The organism is Pseudomonas sp. UBA6562 (genome assembly GCF_002434265.1).
Taxonomy (GTDB): domain Bacteria; phylum Pseudomonadota; class Gammaproteobacteria; order Pseudomonadales; family Pseudomonadaceae; genus Aquipseudomonas.
The window spans coordinates 425,280-446,062 of the sequence record NZ_DJJS01000007.1 but is presented as its reverse complement, the minus strand read 5'-3'; the positions used below and the strand labels follow the sequence as shown (position 1 = coordinate 446,062).

General features: G+C 70.4%; 1 protein-coding gene (only partly in view). It reads right to left on the bottom strand.

The genetic code is table 11. The annotated features are described in order from the left end of the window. A protein-coding gene (locus B4M43_RS14130; RefSeq protein WP_296268056.1) for a non-ribosomal peptide synthase/polyketide synthase crosses the window boundary here: on the bottom strand, positions 1-20,783 show its 5' portion. 1,567 nt of this gene lie to the left of the window's left edge; the window shows 20,783 of its 22,350 coding nt (coding positions 1-20,783); its start codon is at positions 20,781-20,783; the stop codon falls past the left edge of the window.

The window sequence follows — 20,783 nt, the reverse complement described above, 5'->3', positions numbered from 1 at the left end:
TCGGGTTTGACCCCCAGGTCGATCAGGTGATGCGCCAGGCGGTTGGCCTGTTCGTTGAGCTGGCGATAGCTCAGGTCGCCCTCCTCGGCACGTATCGCCAACGCATCCGGCGTACGCGCCACCTGCCGTTCTATCAGGCCGTGCAAGGTGTGCTCCAGGTCGTAGGGCACGGCGGTGGCGTTGAAGTCCACCAGCACGCGCTGGCGCTCCTGGGCGTCGAGCACCGGCACGTGCTGCACGGCGAGTTCGGGCGCGTCTTCGAGGGCCGCGACCATGGCGTGCAGCACCTGGTGCATCTGCCCGCAGATGCGCGCCGCGCCGATGTGCGCCGGGGTCATGGCCACCAGGCGCAAGCCGTCGCCCAGGTCGTCCACGTTCAACCCCAGCGGGTAGTTGCTGCGCTCCTGGCTTTCGAGGGTGTCGATGCCCTGGCTCGCCTGGCGCTGGCTGGCACTGGCCTGGGTGCTGTGGCGGTAGTTGAGCATCGCGCTGAACAGCGGCAGTGGCGCGGCCACGCCACTGCAACGCTGGGCCACGGCCAGGGGCGCGTGTTCGTGGGCCAGCAGCGCGCTGAGGCGCCGATGGGCCATCTGCGCCCCTTCGCGCAGGCCGATGCCCGCCAGGTCGATGCGCAGCGGCAAGGTGTTGATGAACATGCCCAGCGCCCGTTCGGCGCCCTCGCCGCCTTGCAGACGGCCGAGCAGCACGGTGCCGAACACCACGCGGTCCTGGCCGCTGGCCGCGCCCAGCAAGCGGGCCCAAGCCAGGTGGAACAGGCTGGCCACGCTGACGCCCAATTGCCGCGCTTGCTGGCGCAGGCGCTGGGCCAGGTCGTCGGGCAGCCACAGCTGGGCTTCCTCGATGTCGCGGCCGTCGCCTTGCACGTCGCTCAGGCCGAACGGCAGGGTCGGCTCGTCGATGTCGGCCAGTTGCGCACGGAAGAACGCCTCGTGCTCGGCCTGGCTGACGCCCAGGCGCGCCTGGGTCACGTAGTTGCGGTAAGGCACCGACGGCTGGGCAGGCTCCGCGTCGCCTTGCAGGTAAGCGACCAGTTCTTCGCCGACCACCGCCATGGCGGTGTGGTCGAGGACGATGTGGTGGAACTGCAAGGTGGCTTCGATGCGGCCTGCGACCTCGCTGTGCAGCAGGCGCAGCAGCGGCGCGCGAGACAGATCGAGCTTGCCCTTGGCCGCTTCGCCAGGGCTCGCAGTGGTGTCGATCAGCGCGAGCTGCGCCGTGCGCCAGACCACTTGTAGCGGCTGCGGCAAGCCGTCCCAGAGGATCGCGGTGCGCAGCACGTCGTGGCGGGCGATGACCTTGTCCAACGCTGCGGCGAAACGGTTCAGGTGCTCGCGGCTGGCGAAGGCGAAGCGCGATTGCAGCACGTAGGGGTCATGTTCCGCCGCGCTCAGGTGGTGGTAGAGAATCCCTTCCTGCAAGGGGGCCAGGGGGTAGATGTCCTGCACGTTGGCGGCGCCGCCCGGGACCTGGGCGACGATGCGCCCGATGGCGTCGGCGTCCAGCGCCACCAGCGGCAGCAGGTCGGGGGTGATGTGGGTGCAGCCGGCTGGAATCAGGTTGTCCGGCACCGGCACCTGCCGCACCGCGCCGAGGGTGGTCGCCAGGGCGGCGACGGTCGGCTGGCCGAACAAGGTGCGCACATCGACCTGCAAACCTTCGCGGCGCAAGCGCGCGGTGAGGTTGACCGCCAGCAGCGAGTGGCCGCCCAGTTCGAAGAAGTTGTCGTGGCGGCCCACCTGCGGCACGCCCAGCATGTCGGCCCAAACCTCGGCCAGGGCCGTCTCCACCGCGCCTTGCGGGGCGGCGTAGGCCTGGCCGAGCAGCCACTGCGGGTCCGGGTCCGGCAAGGCCTGGCGGTCGAGCTTGCCGTGCTGGGTCAGCGGGAGGGCCTCGAGGCGCATGAACGCCAACGGCACCAGGTGCGACGGCAGGCTTGTCTGCAACGCGCCGCGCAACGTTTCGACGGCCACCGGTGCGGCCTCGGTGAACCAGGCCAGCAGCCGCTCGTCGCGCACTAGCACCACGGCTTCGCGTATGCCAGGCTGCGCGGCCAGTGCGGCTTCGATTTCGCCAAGCTCCACGCGCACACCGCGGATTTTCACCTGGTCGTCGTTGCGCCCGAGGAATTCGAGGGTGCCGTCGGCCTGCCAGCGCACCAGGTCGCCGCTGCGGTATAGGCGCGCCTGGGCCTCACTGCTGAAGGGGTCGGCGAAGAAACGCTGCTCGGTGAGGTCCGCGCGGTTCAGGTAGCCACGGGCGACGCCCGCGCCACCGATGTACAGCTCGCCGACCGCGCCGACCGGCACCGGCTGGCGTTGGCCGTCGAGCACGTACACGCGGGTGTTGGCGATCGGTCGGCCGATGTGCAAGGCGGCGCCAGGTTGCAACTGCCCGGAGGTCGCCACCACGGTGGTTTCGGTCGGGCCGTAGTTGTTGACCAGCGCAAAGCCTGGATCCCGGTCGAAGTGCCGCAGTCGGTCGCCGCCCACCAGCAAGGTGCGCAGGGTCGGGTGCTGGCGCTCGCGGCGCAAGGCCTGCTCGGCCACTGGCGTAGGCAGGAAGCTGACCTGCAAAGGCTGCTCCAGCCACCAGTCGAGCAGTTCGTCGACGTGCTCGCCAGCGATGCGCGCGGGCGGCAGGTGCAGCACCGCGCCGCTGCTCAGCGCCGGCCACACTTCCCAGGCCACCGCGTCGAAGCCGAAGCCGGCCACCGTACTGGTGTGGCTGCCGGCGCCCAGCTCGAAGGCCTCGCAGTGCCAATGCACCAGGTTGCACAAGGTGCGGTGCTCGACCATCACGCCCTTGGGCTGGCCAGTGGAGCCGGAGGTGTAGACCACATAGGCCAGTTGCTGCGCATCCAACCCGGCGATGTGCGGGTCGTCCTGCGCCTCGCCCTGCCAGGCGTCGCGGTCCAGCAGCACCTGCGCGGCGTCGCCGAGCAGGTGCGTGGTGCTGGCATCGGCCAGTACCAGGGTGGGGGCGCTGTCGTGCAGCAAATAGGCGATGCGCTCGCCCGGGTAGCCGGGGTCCACCGGCACGTAGGCGGCGCCGGCCTTGAGCACGGCCAGCACGGCGACCAGGCGCTCGAAGCTGCGCGGCAGGCACACCGCGACCCGGTCGCCCAGGCGTACGCCACGGCGCAGCAGGTGGTGGGCCAGGCGGTTGGCGCTGCGGTTGAGTTCGCCATAGCTGAGCACCTGGCCGTCCTGCACCAGGGCCGCTGCTTGCGGGGCTCGCGCGGCCTGGGCTTCGACCAGGGCATGCACGCTGCGGCCTTGTGGATACGCGCGGGTCGTGGCGTTGAAGGTTTCGAGCAGTTGCCGGCGGGCCGGGCCATCGAGGATCGACAGCCCCTCGACCGGCGTATCGGCGGCCTGCGCCAAGGCCTGGCCCAGTTGCGTCAGGGCCTGGTTCATCCACTGCGCGACACGTTCGGCGCCGATACCCTCTTGGGCCAGCACGCTCAAGGCGAAGCCTTCGCCCAGGTCGTCGACGCTGAGCGTCAGCGGATAGTTGCTGCGTTCCTCGCCCCCCAACAGGCGCACGCCTTGCAGGTGGGCATCGTTCCTGGCGGGCGTGCCGGCGCTGCTGTGGCGGTAGTTGAACAAGGCGCTGAACAGCGGCATCGAAGCCGCCACGCCACTGCAACGCTGGGCCAGCGCCAAGGACGCATGCTCATGGCCGAGCAAGGCCGACAGCCGCTGGTGGGTGACCTGCACGGCCTGCGCGACGGGGGCGGCCAGGTCGATGCGCAGCGGCAGCGTGTTGATGAACACCCCCAGGGCACGGTCGGCGCCCTCGCCGCCTTGCAGACGGCCCATCAGCACGGTGCCGAAGACCACGTCCGTACGGTTGGCCAGCACCCCGAGCACCCGCGCCCAGGCCAGGTGCGCCAGGCTCGCGGCGCTTACGCCCAGGCGCCGGGCCTGCTCGCGCAACTGTCGGGCGACGGCGGGCGCGACCGGCAAGTGCGCCTCTTCGATGGCGCCGCCGTCGCCGCGCACATCGGCCAGGCCGAATGGCAGCGTGGGGGCGTCGAGGTCGCCCAGCATGTCGCGGAAGAACGCCTCGTGACCGGCCGCGTCCGCGCCCAGACGCGCTTGCGCGACATAGGTGCGGTACGGCACCGGCGCAGGCAGTCGCCCGCCGTCGCCGGCCAACAAGGCCTGCATTTCGTCGGCGATCACCTCCATGGCGGTGTGGTCGAGCACCAAGTGGTGGAATTGCAGGATCGCCACCACGCGGGCGTTGTCCGGATCGTCGGCATACACCAGGCGCATCAGCGGCGCCTGCGCGAGGTCAAGGCGCTGGTGGCGGGCGTCGAAGCACGCTTGCAGGGCGCCTATCACATCGTCGCCGGCCAGGTCGTCGATCGCCGTCACGGCCATTTGCGCCTTGCGCCACACCACCTGCACCGGTTGCTCCAGCCCATCGCTGAGCACCGCGGTGCGCAGAATGTCGTGGCGGTCGATGACCTGCTGCAACGCACCGGCCCACGTCCGCAACTGGGCCAGGCTGTCGAAGGCCAGGCGCGATTGCAGCAGGTACGGGTCGCCGCGTTCGGCGCTCAAGTGGTGGTAGAGGATGCCTTCCTGCAACGGGGCCAATGGGTAGATTTCCTGCACGTTGGCGGCACCGCCCGGAACACTGGCGACGATCCGCTCGACGGCTGCCTGGTCGAGCTCGATCAGGCTGAGCATGGCCGGGGTGATCCGCACGGCATCGCTTGGCACCCGGTTGGCCGGCACCTGCACTTCGCGCCCGCTGCCTACCGCCGCGGCCAGCGCCGCCAGGGTCGGTTGGGCGAACAGCACGCGCACATCGGCGCTCAGCCCGGCGTTGCGCATGCGTTCGATCAGGGTCACGGCGAGCAGCGAATGGCCGCCCAGTTCGAAGAAGTGGTCGTGGCGACCGACCTGCTCGACCTTGAGCACGGCTGCCCAGATGGCTGCCAGCGTGCGCTCCACCTCGCCCTGCGGCGCTTCGAAGGCGCGGCTGAGCACGGCGTGGGCGTCCGGTAGCGGCAGGGCCCGGCGGTCGAGCTTGCCGTTGGCGGTCAACGGCAGTGCGTCCAGGCGCACGTAGGCCGCCGGCAGCATGTAGTCCGGCAACTGGCCTTGCAGGTGTCCGTGCAACGTGGCGAGGGCCGGCGCGGGTGCGTCGGCCGTGAAGTAGGCCACCAGGCGCTTGTCGCCGGGGGTGTCTTCGCGCAGCACCACGACGGTGTCGCTGACACCGGCGCAACGGCCCAGGCACGCCTCGATCTCGCCCAGTTCGATGCGGAAACCGCGCAGTTTGATCTGCTGATCGGCGCGGCCCAGGTAGCGCAGACTGCCGTCGGCCTGCCAGCACACCAGGTCGCCGCTGCGGTACATCCGTGCGCCTGGCTCGGCACCGAACGGATCGTCGAGGAAGCGCTCGGCAGTCAGCGCCGGCTGGCCGAGGTAGCCCAGGGCCACGCCGTCGCCGCCGATGTACAGCTCGCCGACCGCGCCGACCGGCAGCGGCTGCTGGCGGGCGTCGAGCACGTAGCAGCGGCCGTTGCCGACCGGTCTGCCGATGGGAATGCTGCCCTCGCCGACATTGACGATTTCATGGGTGGTGCTGAAGGTGGTGGCTTCGGTCGGGCCATAGCCGTTGAGCAGGTGGGCCGGCGCGCTTTCGCGCAGGACCCGGGCGATCACCGCCGGGTCGAGCACGTCGCCGCCGACCATCAGGTAGCGCAGCTTGGCCAGTGCCGGCAACAGGTCGTCGGCGAACTGGTGGAACAGCCCGGCGGTCAGCCACAGCACGCTGACCGCCTGTTCCAGCAGCACCTCGCGCAAGGCCTGGCGCGACAACACCTGGTCTTGATCGACGACCACCAGCGCGCCGCCGTTGAGCAGCGCCGCCCAGACTTCCAGGGTACTGGCGTCGAACGCTGGGTTGGAGGCGAAGGCCACCCGGTCCTGCGCGGTGAAGGTGGCGAAACCGTTGTTGACCACCAGGCGCGCGATGGCGCGGTGCGGCACCTGCACGCCCTTCGGCGCGCCGGTGGAGCCGGAGGTGTACATGACGTACGCCGCGCTGCTGGCATCGACCGCAAGGTCCGGCGAGTGCGCCGGGTACTGGGCGAAGTCATGTCGGTCGAGCTCGACGCGCAAGGCCTCGCCCAGGTGCGGTTCGCCGCTGTGGGTCAGCAGCACCTTGGCCTGGCTGTCGGCGACCATGAAAGCTTGACGCTCGGCCGGCGCATTGCCGTCGAGCGGCACGTAGACCGCCGCGCACTGGCTCGCCGCCAGCTGCGCCGCCAGCAGGTCGAACCCGCGCGGCAGCAGCAGCGCGACGCAGTCGCCTGGGCCCACGCCCAGGCTCAGCAGGTGGTGGGCCAGGCGGTTGGCGTGCTGGGCAAGCTGCCGGTAGCTGAGCTGGCGTTGGCCATGCACCACGGCGAGCGCGTCAGGGCTGCGTGCGACGCAGGCCTCGAACAACCGATGCACGGCCTGGTCGCGCGGGTAGTCGCGGCGCGTGGCGTTGAAGCCGTGCAGCACCTGCTCGCGTTCGGCGGATGGCAGACACCCGAGCTGTGCCAGGGCCGTCGTCGGCGCCTGCTGCAGGGCCTTGGCCAGTTGGTCGAGGGCGGCCTCGAGCAGGCGGCAGACGTGGCTGCCGTCCACCTGCGCCACGGCCTGTACGGTGAGCACGAAGGCATCGCCCAGGTCGTCGACGTTGACCACCAGCGGGTAGTGGCTGCGTTCGTGCGCCGCCAGTTGTTCGATGCCCTGCCAGGCGTCGCGCAGCCCGGTCTCGGCCGGCGCGCTGTGACGCACGTTGAGCAGGCTGGTGAACAGTGGCTGTGTGGCCGGCACGCCGCTGCAACGCTGCGCGGCGGCCAGGGAGGCCTGCTCGTGGGCGAGCAACCGGGCCAGGCGCTGGTGGGTCAGGTGCACGCCCTCGGCGACCCCTTGCGCACCCACGCTGACGCGCAGCGGCAAGGTGTTGATGAACATGCCCAGCGCCCGTTCGGCGCCCTCGCCGCCTTGCAGGCGGCCGAGCAGCACGGTGCCGAACACCACCTCCTCACGCCCGGACAGCGTGGCCAGCACCTGCCCCCAGGCCTGGTGAAGCAGGCTGGCGACACTGATGCCCAAGCGCCGCGCCTGCTCACGCAACCGGGCGGACAGGTCGAGGTCGAGCGCCTGGCGGGCGTCGAACACGGGTTGGCCATCGCTGTGCGCAGCGCGCAGGCCAAAGACTTCGGTCGGCGCGTCGATGTCGCCCAGCAGCTCGTGGAACAACGCCTGCTCGGCCTGGCTGTCGCCGCCCAGGCGTGCCTGGGCCAAGTAGTTGCGGTACGGCACGCTGTCGAGCGGCAGCGCCTGGCCGTGCAGTACGGCGGTGACCTGCGCCACCAGCTGCGCCACGGCGGCGTGGTCGAGGATGATGTGGTGGATCGACAGGGTCGCTTCGAGGCGCCCGTCGGTTTGCCGAGGGTGCAGGCGGATCAAGGGCGCACTGCCCAGACTCAGGGGCGTAGCGTCTTCGAGCGCCCAACCGGCTCGCACCGACGGCACCCCGCGCCAGACGACCTGTACGGGCTCTTCGAGGTGCTGCCAGTGCAGGCTGGTGCGCAGCACATCGTGGTGCGCGATGACCTGGTCCAGGGCCGCGGCGAACGCCTCCAGGGTGGCCTGGTCGGGGAAAGCGAAGCGAGCTTGCAGGACGTAGGGGTCGGCCCCTTCGCTGGCCAGGTGGTGGTAGAGGATGCCCTGCTGCAACGGCGCCAGGCCGTAGATGTCCTGCACGTTGCGCGCACCGCCCGGAATCTGTGCGACCAGCCCGTCGAGCGAGGCCTGCGACAGCTCGGCGAGCGGCAGCATGGCCGGGGTGATGTGCGTGCAGCCGGCCGCAATGCCGTTGGCCGGCACCTGCAACGCGCAGTCGTCGCCGATGGCCGCCGCCAAGGCGGCCAGGGTCGGCTGGCCGAACAGCACGCGGATGTCGGCCTGCAAGCCCTGCTGGCGCAGGCGCGAGGTGAGGCTGACCGCCAGCAGCGAGTGGCCGCCCAGCTCGAAGAAGTTGTCGTGACGGCCGACGCGCGCCACCCCCAGCAGTTCGCTCCAGAGTGCGGCCAACAAGGTTTCCGTGGCGCCAATCGGCGCCTCGAACGGGCGCTCCTCGACCGCGCCCGGTGCGGGCAGCGCCTTGCGGTCGAGTTTGCCGTTGGGGCTGAGCGGCAGCACGTCGAGGTGCATGAACTGCGCCGGCACCATGAATTCGGGCAGGTGCGCCAGCAGGGCCTCGCGCAGCGTTTCGCTGCCGTGCGGCGTGCCGGTGTAGTAGGCGATCAGGCGCTGGTCGCGGGCGACCACCACCGCCTCCTGCACGCCATCGATGGCGGTCAGGCCTGCCTGGATCTCGCCCAGTTCGATGCGCAAGCCGCGCAGCTTCACCTGGTCGTCGTTGCGGCCCAGGTACTCGAGGTGGCCGTCAGGCAGGTGCCGGGCCAGATCGCCCGTGCGGTACAGGCGTGCGTCGGCGTGCGGGGCGAACGGATCGTCGACGAAACGCTCGGCGGTGAGCTCGGCGCGGTTCAGGTAACCGCGGGCTACCTGCACGCCGCCGATGAACAGCTCGCCGACCACACCCTGCGGCACCGGCTGGCCCTCGGCATCGAGCACGTACAGGGTGGTGTTGGCGATCGGCTTGCCGATCGGCGTGTTGTCCGGTGCCGTGGCGCAGGGCCAGGCGCTGACGTCCACCGCCGCTTCGGTCGGGCCGTAGAGGTTGTGCAGGGCCACGTCCGGCAGGTGCGCGTGGAACCTGCGCACCAGGTTGCCCGGCAGGGCTTCGCCACTGCACAGCACGCGCGCCAGGCGCCCGGTGTGCAGGCCGTTTGCCGAGCCCTCGCCATGGGCGAGGAACACGTCGAGCATCGACGGCACGAAGTGCAGCGTGGTCACACCCTCGCGGTGCAGGGTCTCGCGCAGGTATTCGGGGTCGCGGTGGCCGCCCGGGCGGGCCATGACCAGGCGCGCACCGGTTTGCAGCGGCCAGAGGAATTCCCATACCGACACGTCGAAACTGAACGGCGTTTTCTGCAGGACCACATCGTCCGCCTCCAGACCGTAGGCGTCCTGCATCCACAGCAGGCGATTGACCACCGCGCGGTGTTCGTTCATCACGCCCTTGGGCAGCCCGGTCGAGCCGGAGGTGTAGATCACGTAGGCCAGGTGGCGTGGCGTCAGGCCAGCGACCACGGGGTTGCTGGCGGGGCACGCGTGCCAGGTCGGCAGGTCCAGGTCGATCACCTGGGCGTCGCCCGGCACATGGCGGGTGGCGGCATGCACCAGCACCGCCACCGGCGCGCTGTCTTCGAGCATGTGCCGCACGCGTTCGGCCGGATACTCCGGATCGACCGGCACATAGGCACCGCCCGCCTTGAGCACGGCCAGCAGGCCCACCACCATGGACAGGCCGCGTTCGACGCAGATCGCCACGCGGTCGTCCGGCTTGACCCCGAGGTCGATCAGGTAGTGGGCCAGGCGGTTGGCCTGCTCGTTGAGCTGGCGATAGCTCAATGCGCCTTCTTGCGCCTTGACCGCCAGCGCCTCGGGCGTGCGTTCGACCTGCGCTTCGATCAGGCCATGCAGCGTGCGCTCCAGGTCATAGGCGACCTGTGTGTCGTTGAACTCGACCAGCACGCGCCGGCGTTCCTGGGCGTCGAGCACCGGCAAGCGCTGTGCCGGCAGTTGCGGGTCGTGCTCCAGCGCCGCGAGCATGGCGTCGAGCACCTGGCCCATCTGTGCGCAGATCCGCGCCGCGCCCACCTGCGCCGGGGCCATGGCCACCAGGCGCAAATCTTCGCCCAGGTCGTCCACGTTCAGGCTCAGCGGGTAGTTGGTGCGCTCTTGGGCGTCTAGCACCTCGATGCCTTGCCAGGCCCGCTGCTGCTCGGCGCTGCGTTCGGCGCCATGGCGGTAGTTGAGCATCGCGCTGAACAACGGCAACGGCGCCGCCACGCCACTGCAGCGCTGGGCCAAGGCCAGCGAAGCATGCTCGTGGGCGAGCAGCGCGCTCAAGCGCTGGTGCGTGGCCAGCGCCGCGTCGCGCACGCCGACCTGGCCCAGATCGACGCGCAGCGGCAGGGTGTTGATGAACATGCCCAAGGCCCGTTCGGCGCCCTCGCCGCCTTGCAGGCGGCCGAGCAGCACGGTGCCGAAGACCACGCGGTCGCTGCCGCTGGCCGCCGCCAGCAGGCGCGCCCAGGCCAGGTGGAACAGGCTGGCGACGCTGATGCCGAGCACGCGCGCCTGCTGGCGCAGGCCAGCGGCCAGTGCGGGCGACAACGCCTGCTTGGCTTCCTGCATGTCGCGCCCGTCGCCCTGCACATCGCTCAAGCCGTACGGCAGCGTCGGCGCGTCGATGTCGCCCAACTGCGCACGGAAGAAGGCTTCGTGCTCGGCCGCGCTGATGCCCAGGCGCGCCTGGGCCACGTAGTTGCGGTAAGGCGCGGGAGCCGGCGCCGGGGCAGGCTGGCCCTGCATGAAGGCCAGCAGCTCCTGGCCGATGACCTCGAGCGCGGTGTGGTCGAGCACGATGTGGTGGAACTGCAGCGTGGCTTCGATGCGGCCATCGTCGCAGGTGTGCAGCAAGCGCATGAGGGGCGCGCGGGCCAGGTCCAGGCGGCTGTCGCAAGCGACGCCTGCGCCCTCAGGGCCGACGGGCGTTGCGATGACCGCGAGCGGTGCCCGGCGCCAGACCACCTGCACCGGCTGCGGCAGGCCGTCCCACAGCACGCTGGTGCGCAGCACGTCATGCCGCGCGATCACCTGCTCCAGCGCAGCGGCGAAGGCCTGCAAGCGCTTGGCGTTGTCGAAGCGCATGCGCGAGTGGAGCACGTAGGGGTCGTGCTCGGGCGCGCTCAGGTGGTGGTAGAGAATGCCCTCCTGCAACGGCGCCAACGGGTAGATGTCCTGTACGTTGGCGACGCCCCCCGGCACGCTGGCGACGATACGGTCGATGGCGGCCTGGTCGAGGTCGATCAGGCTGAGCAGCGCGGGCGTGATCTGCTCGCAATCGGCCGGAATACGGTTCTCGGGTACGGCGACCTGCCGGTTACGGCCCAGGGTGGCCGCCAATGCGGCGATGGTCGGCTGGCCGAACAGGGTCCGCACATCGACCTGCAACCCTTCCAGGCGCAGGCGTGCGGTGAGGCTCACGGCCAACAGCGAATGGCCGCCGAGGGCAAAGAAGTTGTCGTGCCGCCCTACCCGCTCGACGCCGAGCAGCTCGGCCCACAGATGGGCCAGCAGGCGTTCGGTGCCGTCTTGCGGCGCCTCGTACGTCGCTTGCTGGAGGCTGGCGTCCGGCGCCGGCAGCGCCTGGCGGTCGAGCTTGCCGTTGGGGGTCAGCGGCAGCGCGTCGAGGTGGACGTACAGCCCCGGGACCATGTAGTCGGGCAGGTGCGCGAGCAGTGTCTGACGCAGGCTGTCGGCCGCCTGTGGCGCGCCGGTGTAATACGCCACCAGGCGCTCGTCGAAGGCCAGCACTACGGCGTCGCGCGCTGCGGCCTCGCGCATCAGGCACGCCTCGATTTCGCCCAGCTCGATGCGCAAGCCACGGATTTTCACCTGGTGGTCGTTACGGCCGAGGAATTCGAGGTTGCCGTCGGCCCGCTGGCGCACCAGGTCGCCGCTGCGGTACAGCCGCTCCCCGACCGCGAACGGGCTGGCGATGAAGCGTTCGGCCTGTTGCTCGGGCAGGCCCAGGTAGCCGCGGGCGACCCCGGCGCCGCCGATGTGCAGATGGCCGACCACGCCCCACGGCACCGGCTGGTCGTAGCGGTCGAGCACGTACAGCTGGGTGTTGTCGATGGCGCGGCCGATCGGCAGCACGTCGTGCGGCAACGGTGCGTCGGGCTCCAGGGTCCACACGCTGCAATCGACGGTGGCTTCGGTGGGGCCGTAGACGTTGTGCAGGCGCACGCCCGGCAGACGCTGGCGCACCAGGGCCGCCAGGGCCGACGTCAGCTCGCCGCCGCCGCATACGATGTCGGTGAGGCTGGTGCACGCGGCACTCTGCGCCTGGTCGAGGAACTGGCGCAGCAACACGGGCACGAACTGCACCACGTTGACCTGCTGCGCTTGGATCAGTTGCGTCAGATAGTGCGGGTCGCGCTGGCCGTCCGGGCGTGCCAGGACCAGACGCTGGCCGCTGCACAGCGGCCAGAACAGTTCCCACACCGAAGCATCGAAGCTGACCGGGGTCTTGTGCAGCACGCTGCCGGTGCACAAGCCCTGGCTCCATTGCACCAGGTTGACCAGGTTGCGATGCTCGACCATTACCCCTTTGGGCAGACCGGTGGAGCCGGAGGTGTAGATCACATAGGCCAGGTGGTGGGCGTTCAGGTCCGGCACGCGCGGGTTGTTGATCGGCTGCTCGCCCCAGGTCGGCGCATCCAGGTCGACCACGGGGATCGACGACGACTGCACGTGCGCGCGGGTCGCTGCGTGGGCCAGCACCGCCAGGGGGGCGCTATCTTCCAGCATGTGCGCGATGCGCGCCGCCGGGTAGCCGGGATCGACCGGCACGTAGGCACCGCCCGCCTTGAGGATGGCGAGCAGGCCGACCACCAGCGACAGGCCACGCTCGACACAGATCGCCACACGTTGGTCGGGTTCGACCCCCAGCGCGATCAGGTGGTGGGCCAGTCGGTTGGCCTGTTCGTCGAGCTGGCGATAGCTTAGCTCGCCTTCTTCGCCCACCAGGGCCAGCGCGTCGGGAGCGTGCCGCACCTGCGCTTCGAACAGCTGGTGCAGAGGCTGCTGTTCAGACTGCGCACGCAGGCTGCCGGCAGCGGCGTCGAGCAACCGCTGGCGTGCTTCGGCGGGCAGCACCGCCAAGTGTTGAACGGGCAGATCGGGCTGCCGTTCCAGGGCATCCAACAGGCCGAGCAACACCTGTTGCAGTTGCGCGCAGACGCGCTGCGCGCCCACGTGCGAAGTGACTTGCGCGGTCAGGCGCAGGCCGTCGCCCAGGTCATCGACGTTGACGCTCAGCGGGTAGTTGCCATGCCCGCCGCTGGGCAACGCTTCGATGCCTTCCAGGGCTTCGCGCTGCACCTGCTGCTCGGCGGCGCTGGCGCCGTGCCGGTAGTTGAGCATCGCGCTGAACAGCGGCAACGGCGCCGCCACGCCGCTGCAGCGCTGGGCCAGGGCGAGGGAGGCGTGTTCGTGGACCAGCAGCGCGCCAAGGCGTCGGTGCGCCAGGCGCACCCCGTCGCGCACGCCGAGGCCGTCGAGGTCCAGGCGCAGTGGCAAGGTGTTGATGAACATGCCCAGGCCGCGGTCGGCGCCCTCACCGCCTTGCAGGCGGCCGAGCAGCACGGTGCCGAAGACCACGCTGTCCTGGCCGCTGGTGGCCGACACCAGCCGTGCCCAGGCCAGGTGCACCAGGCTGGCGGCGCTGACGCCCAATTGCTGGGCCTGTCGGCGTAGGCGTTGGTAATGGTCGGTGTCCAGCTGCACGGTGGCCAGCTCGAACGCGCCGGCCTGGGCCTGGGTGTCGGTCAGGCCGTACGGCAGGGTCGGCGCGTCGATGTCGCCCAGTTCGGCGCGGAAGAAGGTTTCGTGCTCGGCTTCGCTGATGGCCAGGCGTGCCTGGGCCACGTAGTTGCGGTACGGCACCGGGGGCTGGGTCGGGGCCTGGCCACGTAGGTGGTCGCGGATTTCTTCGAGCACCACCTTCATGGCGGTGTGGTCGAGCACGATGTGGTGGAACTGCAAGGTGGCTTCGATGCGCTGGTCAGCGCCGTCTTGACCGTGCAGCAGGCGGATCAGCGGCGCCTGGCCCAGCTCCAGAGCCGGGACGGACGTTGCCGGCAGCGGGCCTTGTTCGATCACCGCGAGCGGTGCTTGGCGCCAGACCACCTGCACCGGCTGCGCCAGACCGTCCCAGAGCACGGCGGTACGCAGCACGTCATGGCGGGCGACGACCTTGTCCAGGGCCTCGGCGAAGGCTCGCAGGCGGGCCGGGCCATCAAAGGCGATGCGCCATTGCAACAGGTACGGGTCTGCGCCGACGGCGCTCAGGTGGTGGTAGAGAATGCCTTCTTGCAGCGGTGCCAGCGGGTAGATGTCCTGCACGTTGGCTGCGCCACCGGGCACCGTGGCGACGATACGGGCCAGGCTGGCCTCGTCGAGGTCGATCAGCGGCAGCATCGCCGGGGTAATCTGCGTGCAGTCGGGCGCAATGCGGTTGTCCGGCACCCTGACCTGGCGGCCGCTGCCCAGGGCGGCGGCGAGCGCGGCCACGCTGGGCTGGCTGAACAGCACCCGCACGTCGGTCGCCAGGCCCTGCTGGCGCAGGCGCTCGATCAGGGTCACGGCCAAGAGGGAATGGCCGCCCAGCGCGAAGAAGTCGTCGTGGCGCCCTACCCGCTCGACGCCCAGCACCTCGGCCCAGACGGCCGCCATGCGGGTTTCGGTCTCGCCTTGCGGCGCCACGTAGCCTTCGCCGAGCAGGTCGAGGGCATCGGGTTCGGGCAGTGCCCGGCGGTCGAGCTTGCCATGGGCGGTCAACGGCCATTGCGCCACCCGCACCAAGGCTTGCGGTTGCAGGTGCGCCGGCAGGCTGGCGAGCAGGCCCTGGCGCAGTCGTTCGAGCGGCACCGGCACGGTTTCGCTGAACCAGGCCAACAGCCGCTCGCCGCGCACCAGCACCACGGCATCGTCGATGCCGGGCTGCGCGCGCAGGGCCGCTTCGATCTCACCCAGTTCCACACGCACACCGCGCACTTTCACCTGGTCGTCGTTGCGGCCCAGGTAATCCAGGGTGCCGTCGGCGTTCCAGCGCACCCGGTCGCCACTGCGGTACAGGCGTGCGCCCGGCTGGCGGCTGAAGGGGTCGTCGAGGAAGCGTTCGGCGGTCAGGTCGGGCCGGTTGAAGTAGCCGCGGGCCACCTGCGCGCCGCCGATGTACAGCTCGCCGGCCACGCCGATCGGCACGGGCTGGCGTTGCGCGTCCAGCACGTAGACGCGGGTGTTGGCGATGGGCCGACCGATGTGCAGCGCCGCACCCGGCAGCACCCTGCCGGAAGTGGCCACCACGGTGGTTTCGGTCGGCCCGTAGTTGTTGACCAGCTCGAAGCCGGGATCGCGGTCGAACTGACGCAGGCGGTCGCCGCCGATCAGCAGTGTACGCAAGGTCGGATGCTGGCGTTCGCGGCGCAGCGCCTGCTCGGCCACCGGCGTCGGCAGGAAGCTGACCGCCAGGGGCTGTTGCAGCCACCAGTCGAGCAACTCGTCGACGTGTTCGTTGCCGATGTGCGCCGGTGGCAGGTGCAGGGTGGCGCCGGCGCACAGGGCCGGCCAAACCTCCCAGGCCAGGGCGTCGAAACCGAAGCCGGCGACGCTCGAGGTGCGCTCCCCGGCTTGCAGGGCGAAGGCCTCGCAGTGCCAGTGCACCAGGTTGGCCAGGGTGTGGTGTTCGATCATCACGCCCTTGGGCTGGCCGGTGGAGCCGGAGGTGTACACCACATAGGCCAGTTGCTGGGCGTCCAGGCCCGGCACCTGCGGGTCGCTGTCGAGTGGGTGCCAGGCGCTGGCCTGGTCGAGGTCCAGACGCGGCACCGCGCTGGGCAGGTCGCCGAGGCTGGCGTCGGCCAGGAGCAAGGCCGGCGCGCTGTCGTCGAGCAGATAGGCGATGCGTTCGGCCGGGTAGTCGGGGTCGACCGGCACGTAGGCGGCACCGGCCTTGAGCACGGCCAGCAGGGCGACGACCCGTTCGATACTGCGCGGCAGGCACAGCGCGATCCGATCGCCACACTGCACGCCGCGCTCGATCAGACAATGCGCCAGGCGGTTGGCGCGTCGGTTGAGTTCGCCGTAGCTCAGCGCCTGGCCGTCCTGGCTCAGCGCCGAGGCATCCGGCGTCTGCGCCGCTTGGGCTTCGACCAGGGCATGCACGGTCTGCCCGCGCGGGAAGCTGCGAGCGGTGGCGTTGAAGTCGCCGAGCAACTGTCGGCGCGCCGTCTCGTCGAGGATCGGCAGGCTGTCCAGCGTATGGGCCGCACCTTGCTCCAGCGCCTCCAGCAGTTGGCCGAGCGCGACGCTCATCCATCCAATCACCCGTTGCGCACCGATGCCCTCGACCGCCAGCACGTTGAAGCTGAAACCTTCGCCCAGGTCGTTGACGCTCAGGGTCAGCGGGTAGTTGCTGCGCTCTTCGCCGCCGAGCAGGCGCACGCCTTCCCACAGGCCTTCGCCCTCGTGCGGCGCGTCGGCGCCGCTGTGGCGGTAGTTGAGCAAGGCGCTGAACAACGGCGCCCCAGCCGCCACGCCGCTGCAACGCTGGGCCAGCGCCAGAGGCGCGTGCTCGTGGGCCAGCAGCGCCGACAGGCTGCGGTGCGTGGCGCGCACGGCGGCCTGTGCCGTGGCGCGGGTATCGATCCGCAGCGGCAAGGTGTTGATGAACATGCCCAATGCCCGCTCGGCGCCCTCGCCGCCTTGCAGGCGGCCCATCAGCACGGTGCCGAACACCACGTCATGGCGGTCGGCGAGCGCCCCGAGCACCCGTGCCCAAGCCAGGTGCATCAGGCTCGCGGCGCTGACGCCCAACTGACGGGCCTGGCTGCGCAGGCGTTGGCCGAGCGCGGTGTCCAGCGTCTGGAAAGCGGTCTCGATGTCGCGGCCATCGCCTTGCACGTCGGCCAGGCCCAGCGGCAAGGTGGGTTCGTCGACGTCGGCCAGCATCCCGCGGAAGAACGCTTCCTGGCCTGCCGGGTCCGCCAGGCGCGCCTGGGCCACGTAGTTGCGGTACGGCACGGCGGCCGGCAGGCTGTCGGCCTGGCCGAACAGCAGGGCGCGCATTTCCCGGGTGACCACGTCCACGGCGGTGTGGTCGAGGGTCAGGTGGTGGAACAGCAGGATCGCCACCACTTGGTGATTGGCGGGGTCGAGGCTGTAGTACAGGCGGGTGAGCGGCGCTTGGGCAAGGTCCAGGCGGTGGTGGCGGGCATCGAAACGCGCATGCAGTTGCTCGATGCGGGCCATGCCCGGCTCATCGGCCAGGTCGTCGATTTCCCCTACCACCAGCTCGGCCTTGCGCCACACCACTTGCAGCGGTCGATCCAGGCCTTGCCAATGCACCGAAGTGCGCAGGATGTCGTGGCGGTCGACGACCTGCTGCAAGGCGCCGGCCCAGGCCAGCAGACGCTCGACGCTGTCGAACGCCAGGCGCGTCTGCAACAGGTAGGGATCGCCCTGCTCGGCGCTCAGGTGGTGGTAGAGGATGCCTTCTTGCAAGGGTGCGAGCGGGTAGATCTCCTGCACGTTGCCAGCGCCGCCGGGCACGCCGGCGACCAGGGCATCGATCGTCGCCTGGTCCAGGTCGACCAGGCTGAGCATCTCGGGGGTGATGCGCGACGCACCAGGCACCACGCGATTGGCCGGCACGGCGGCATCGACGCCGATGGCCGCCGCGCTGGCGAGCGCCGCCACGGTCGGCTGGGCGAACAGCACCCGCACATCGATCACCAGGCCCGCCTTGCGCAGGCGCTCGACCAGGGTGACGGCGAGCAGCGAATGGCCGCCCAGCTCGAAGAAGTCGTCGTGTCGCCCGACGCGCTCGACCCCCAGCACTTCGGCCCAGATCGCGGCCATGGCCGCCTCGGTCGGGCTTTGCGGCGCGGCGTAGTGCCGGCTGGCCAGCGAACCGGCGTCGGGGTCGGGCAAGGCGCGGCGGTCGAGCTTGCCATGGGCGGTCAGCGGCAGTTGTTCCAGGCGCACGAAAGCCAGCGGCACCAGTTGCGCAGGCAGGCTGGCCTGCAAGGCTTGGCGCAGGCGTTCGGGATCGACCGGCGCGGCCTCGGTGAACCAGGCCAGCAGGCGTCCTTCGCGCACCAGCACCACGGCATCGGCGATGCCTGGCTGGGCGTTGAGCGCGGCCTGGATTTCGCCAAGCTCCACGCGCACGCCGCGCACCTTCACTTGGTCGTCGTTACGGCCCAGGAAGTCCAGCGTGCCGTCGGCGTTCCAGCGCACCCGGTCGCCGCTGCGGTACAGGCGCGCGCCGGCCGCGTGGCTGAAAGGGTCGGCCAGGAAGCTGCGCTCGGTCAGCTCGGGCCGGTTGAAATAGCCGCGCGCCACCTGCGCGCCGCCGATGTACAGCTCGCCCGCCACGCCGACCGGCACTGGTTGCAAGCCTTCGTCGAGCACATAGACCTGGGTGTTGGCGATGGGTCGGCCGATGTGCAGAGCGCCGCCCGGGCTGAGCTGCCCGGACGTGGCGACTACGGTGGTCTCGGTCGGCCCGTAGTTGTTAACCACGGCAAAGCCTGGGTCGCGGTCGAACTGGCGCAGGCGGTCGCCGCCGATCAGCAGGGTGCGCAGGGTCGGGTGCTGCCGGTCCCGGCGCAGCGCCTGTTCGGCCACCGGCGTGGGCAGGAAGCTGACCTGCAATGGCTGGCGCAACCACCAGTCGAGCAGTTCGTCGACGTGCTCGTTGCCGATGTGCGCAGGCGGCAGGTGCAGGGTCGCACCCGCGCACAGGGTCGGCCAGACCTCCCAGGCCATGGCGTCGAAGCCGAAGCCGGCCACGCTGGAGCAATGCGACTCGGCCGTTAGCGCGAAGGCCTGGCCATGCCAGTGCACCAGATTGGCCAGGGCGTGGTGTTCGATCATCACGCCTTTGGGCTGGCCAGTGGAGCCGGAGGTGTAGACCAGGTAGGCCAAGTGCTGCGCGTCGAGGTCGGGCAACAGCGGATTGCTGTCATCCGACGCAAATGCGCAGGGCTGATCCAGGTCAAGCCGTAGCAGGTCCGGCAGACCGTCGATGGCCGTGGTCGCCAGGACCAGGGCTGGCGCGCTGTCGCTCAGCAGATAGGCGATGCGCTCGGCGGGGTACGCCGGGTCCACCGGTACATAGGCCGCGCCGGCCTTGAGGGTCGCCAGCAGGCCGACGATGCGCTCGGCGGCGCGCGGCAGACACAAGGCGACCCGGTCGCCGACCTGCACGCCCTGCTCGATCAGACGATGGGCCAATTGGTTGGCGCGCCGGTTCAGTTCGCCATAGCTCAGGGTTTGCTCGCCCTGCACCAGCGCGAGCGCCGCAGGCGCACGTGCGGCCTGGGCTTCGATCAACCCATGCACGGTCTGGCCCTGCGCATAGCGCTGCGCCGTGTCGTTGAAGCGTTGCAAGACCTGCTCGCGTTCGGCCGCCGGCAGCACCGCCAGGCCTTGCAAGGGCGCGGCGGGATCGTGCTCCAGTGCCTCGACCAGGCTGGCCAGTACCTGCTCGAACTGCTCGCACAGGCGCGTCGCGCCCCACTGCGGCAAGCTCTGCACGGTCAGGCGCAGGTCGTCGCCGAGGTCGTCGACGCTGACGGTCAATGGATAGTCGGTACGCTCTTCGGCGCCGACGATGTCGATGCCTGGGGCCACCGGGATCACTTCGGCCGCATCGCCCGCCGCGCTGTGGCGGTAATTGAGCATGCTGTTGAACAGCGCGGCCGGCGCCGCGACCCCGCTGCAACGCTGGGCCAAGGCCAGGGAGGCCTGCTCATGCCCGAGCAAGGCGGTCAGGCGCCGGTGCGTGGTCAGCAGCGCCTCGCGCACGCCCTGCCCGCCGAGGTCGATGCGCAGCGGCAAGGTGTTGATGAACATGCCCAAGGCGTGCTCGCTGCCGTCGCCGGTGGTCATGCGCCCCAACAGGACGCTGCCGAACACCACGCTCTGGCGCGCCGACAGCTGCCCCACCAGGCGGGCGAAGCCCAAGTGCAGCACGCTCGCCGGGCTCACCCCCAAGGCACGGGCCTGGCTGCGCAGGCGCTGGCTGAGGGCGGCGGGCAGGGTCAGGCGCGCCTGCTGCAACGGCTGGTCGCCGGCGTCCGGCTGGGCGAAGGCCAGGGTCGGTTCGTCGATATCGGCGAGCATGTCGCGGAAGAAGCGTTCGTGGGCCTGCTCGTCCAGGGCCAGGCGCGCGGCGGCCAGCACGTTGCGGAACGGCATGGGCGCCGGCAGCTGCGCCGACTCGCCGGCCAGGTGCGCCTGGATCTCGCGGCGCACGATGTCCAGCGCGGTATGGTCCATCACCACGTGGTGGAACATCAGCAGGGCGACCCAGGTCTGGCCTTCGCCGCGGGCGTGCATCAGTTGCATCAGCGGCGCTTGGCGCAGGTCGAGACGGTACTGCCGGGGGTCGAAGCGCTCGCACAGACGCGCCAGCGCCTGGCTGCCGTCGACCGCGATGGCCTCGCGCACCAGCGTCGCCTGCCGCCACACCACCTGCACCGGCTCGTCGAGGTAGTGCCAGTGCAGCGCGGTGCGCAGGATGTCGTGGCGCTGGATCACCCATTGCAGCGCATCGGCGAAGGCGTCCAGATGCGCCTTGCTGGCGAAGCGCAGCTGCACCTGGGCCAGGTACGGATCGCCGTCGCCGGCCGCCAGGTGCTGGTAGAGCATGCCTTGCTGCAAAGGCGCCAGCGGGTAGACGTCCTGCACGTTGGCCGCGCCGCCCGGCACGCTGGCAACGATGCGGTCGATGGCCTGTTGGTCGAGCCGTACCAGCGGCAGCATTTCGGGAGTGATCTGGAACGCCGGGCTGAGCCAGTCGTCGTCGCGCTCGGCGAGCATCTCCAGCAAGGCCGGCTTGTGCCGTGACAGGGCGTCCCACAGGGCATCGTCCAAGGTGTCGTCGTCGCCCAGAACGATCAGATCCTGGTCTTCGCGCTGGAGTCGAATCGCACGGAGGGAAAGAGCGGCCATCAATTCACTGAAGAGCAT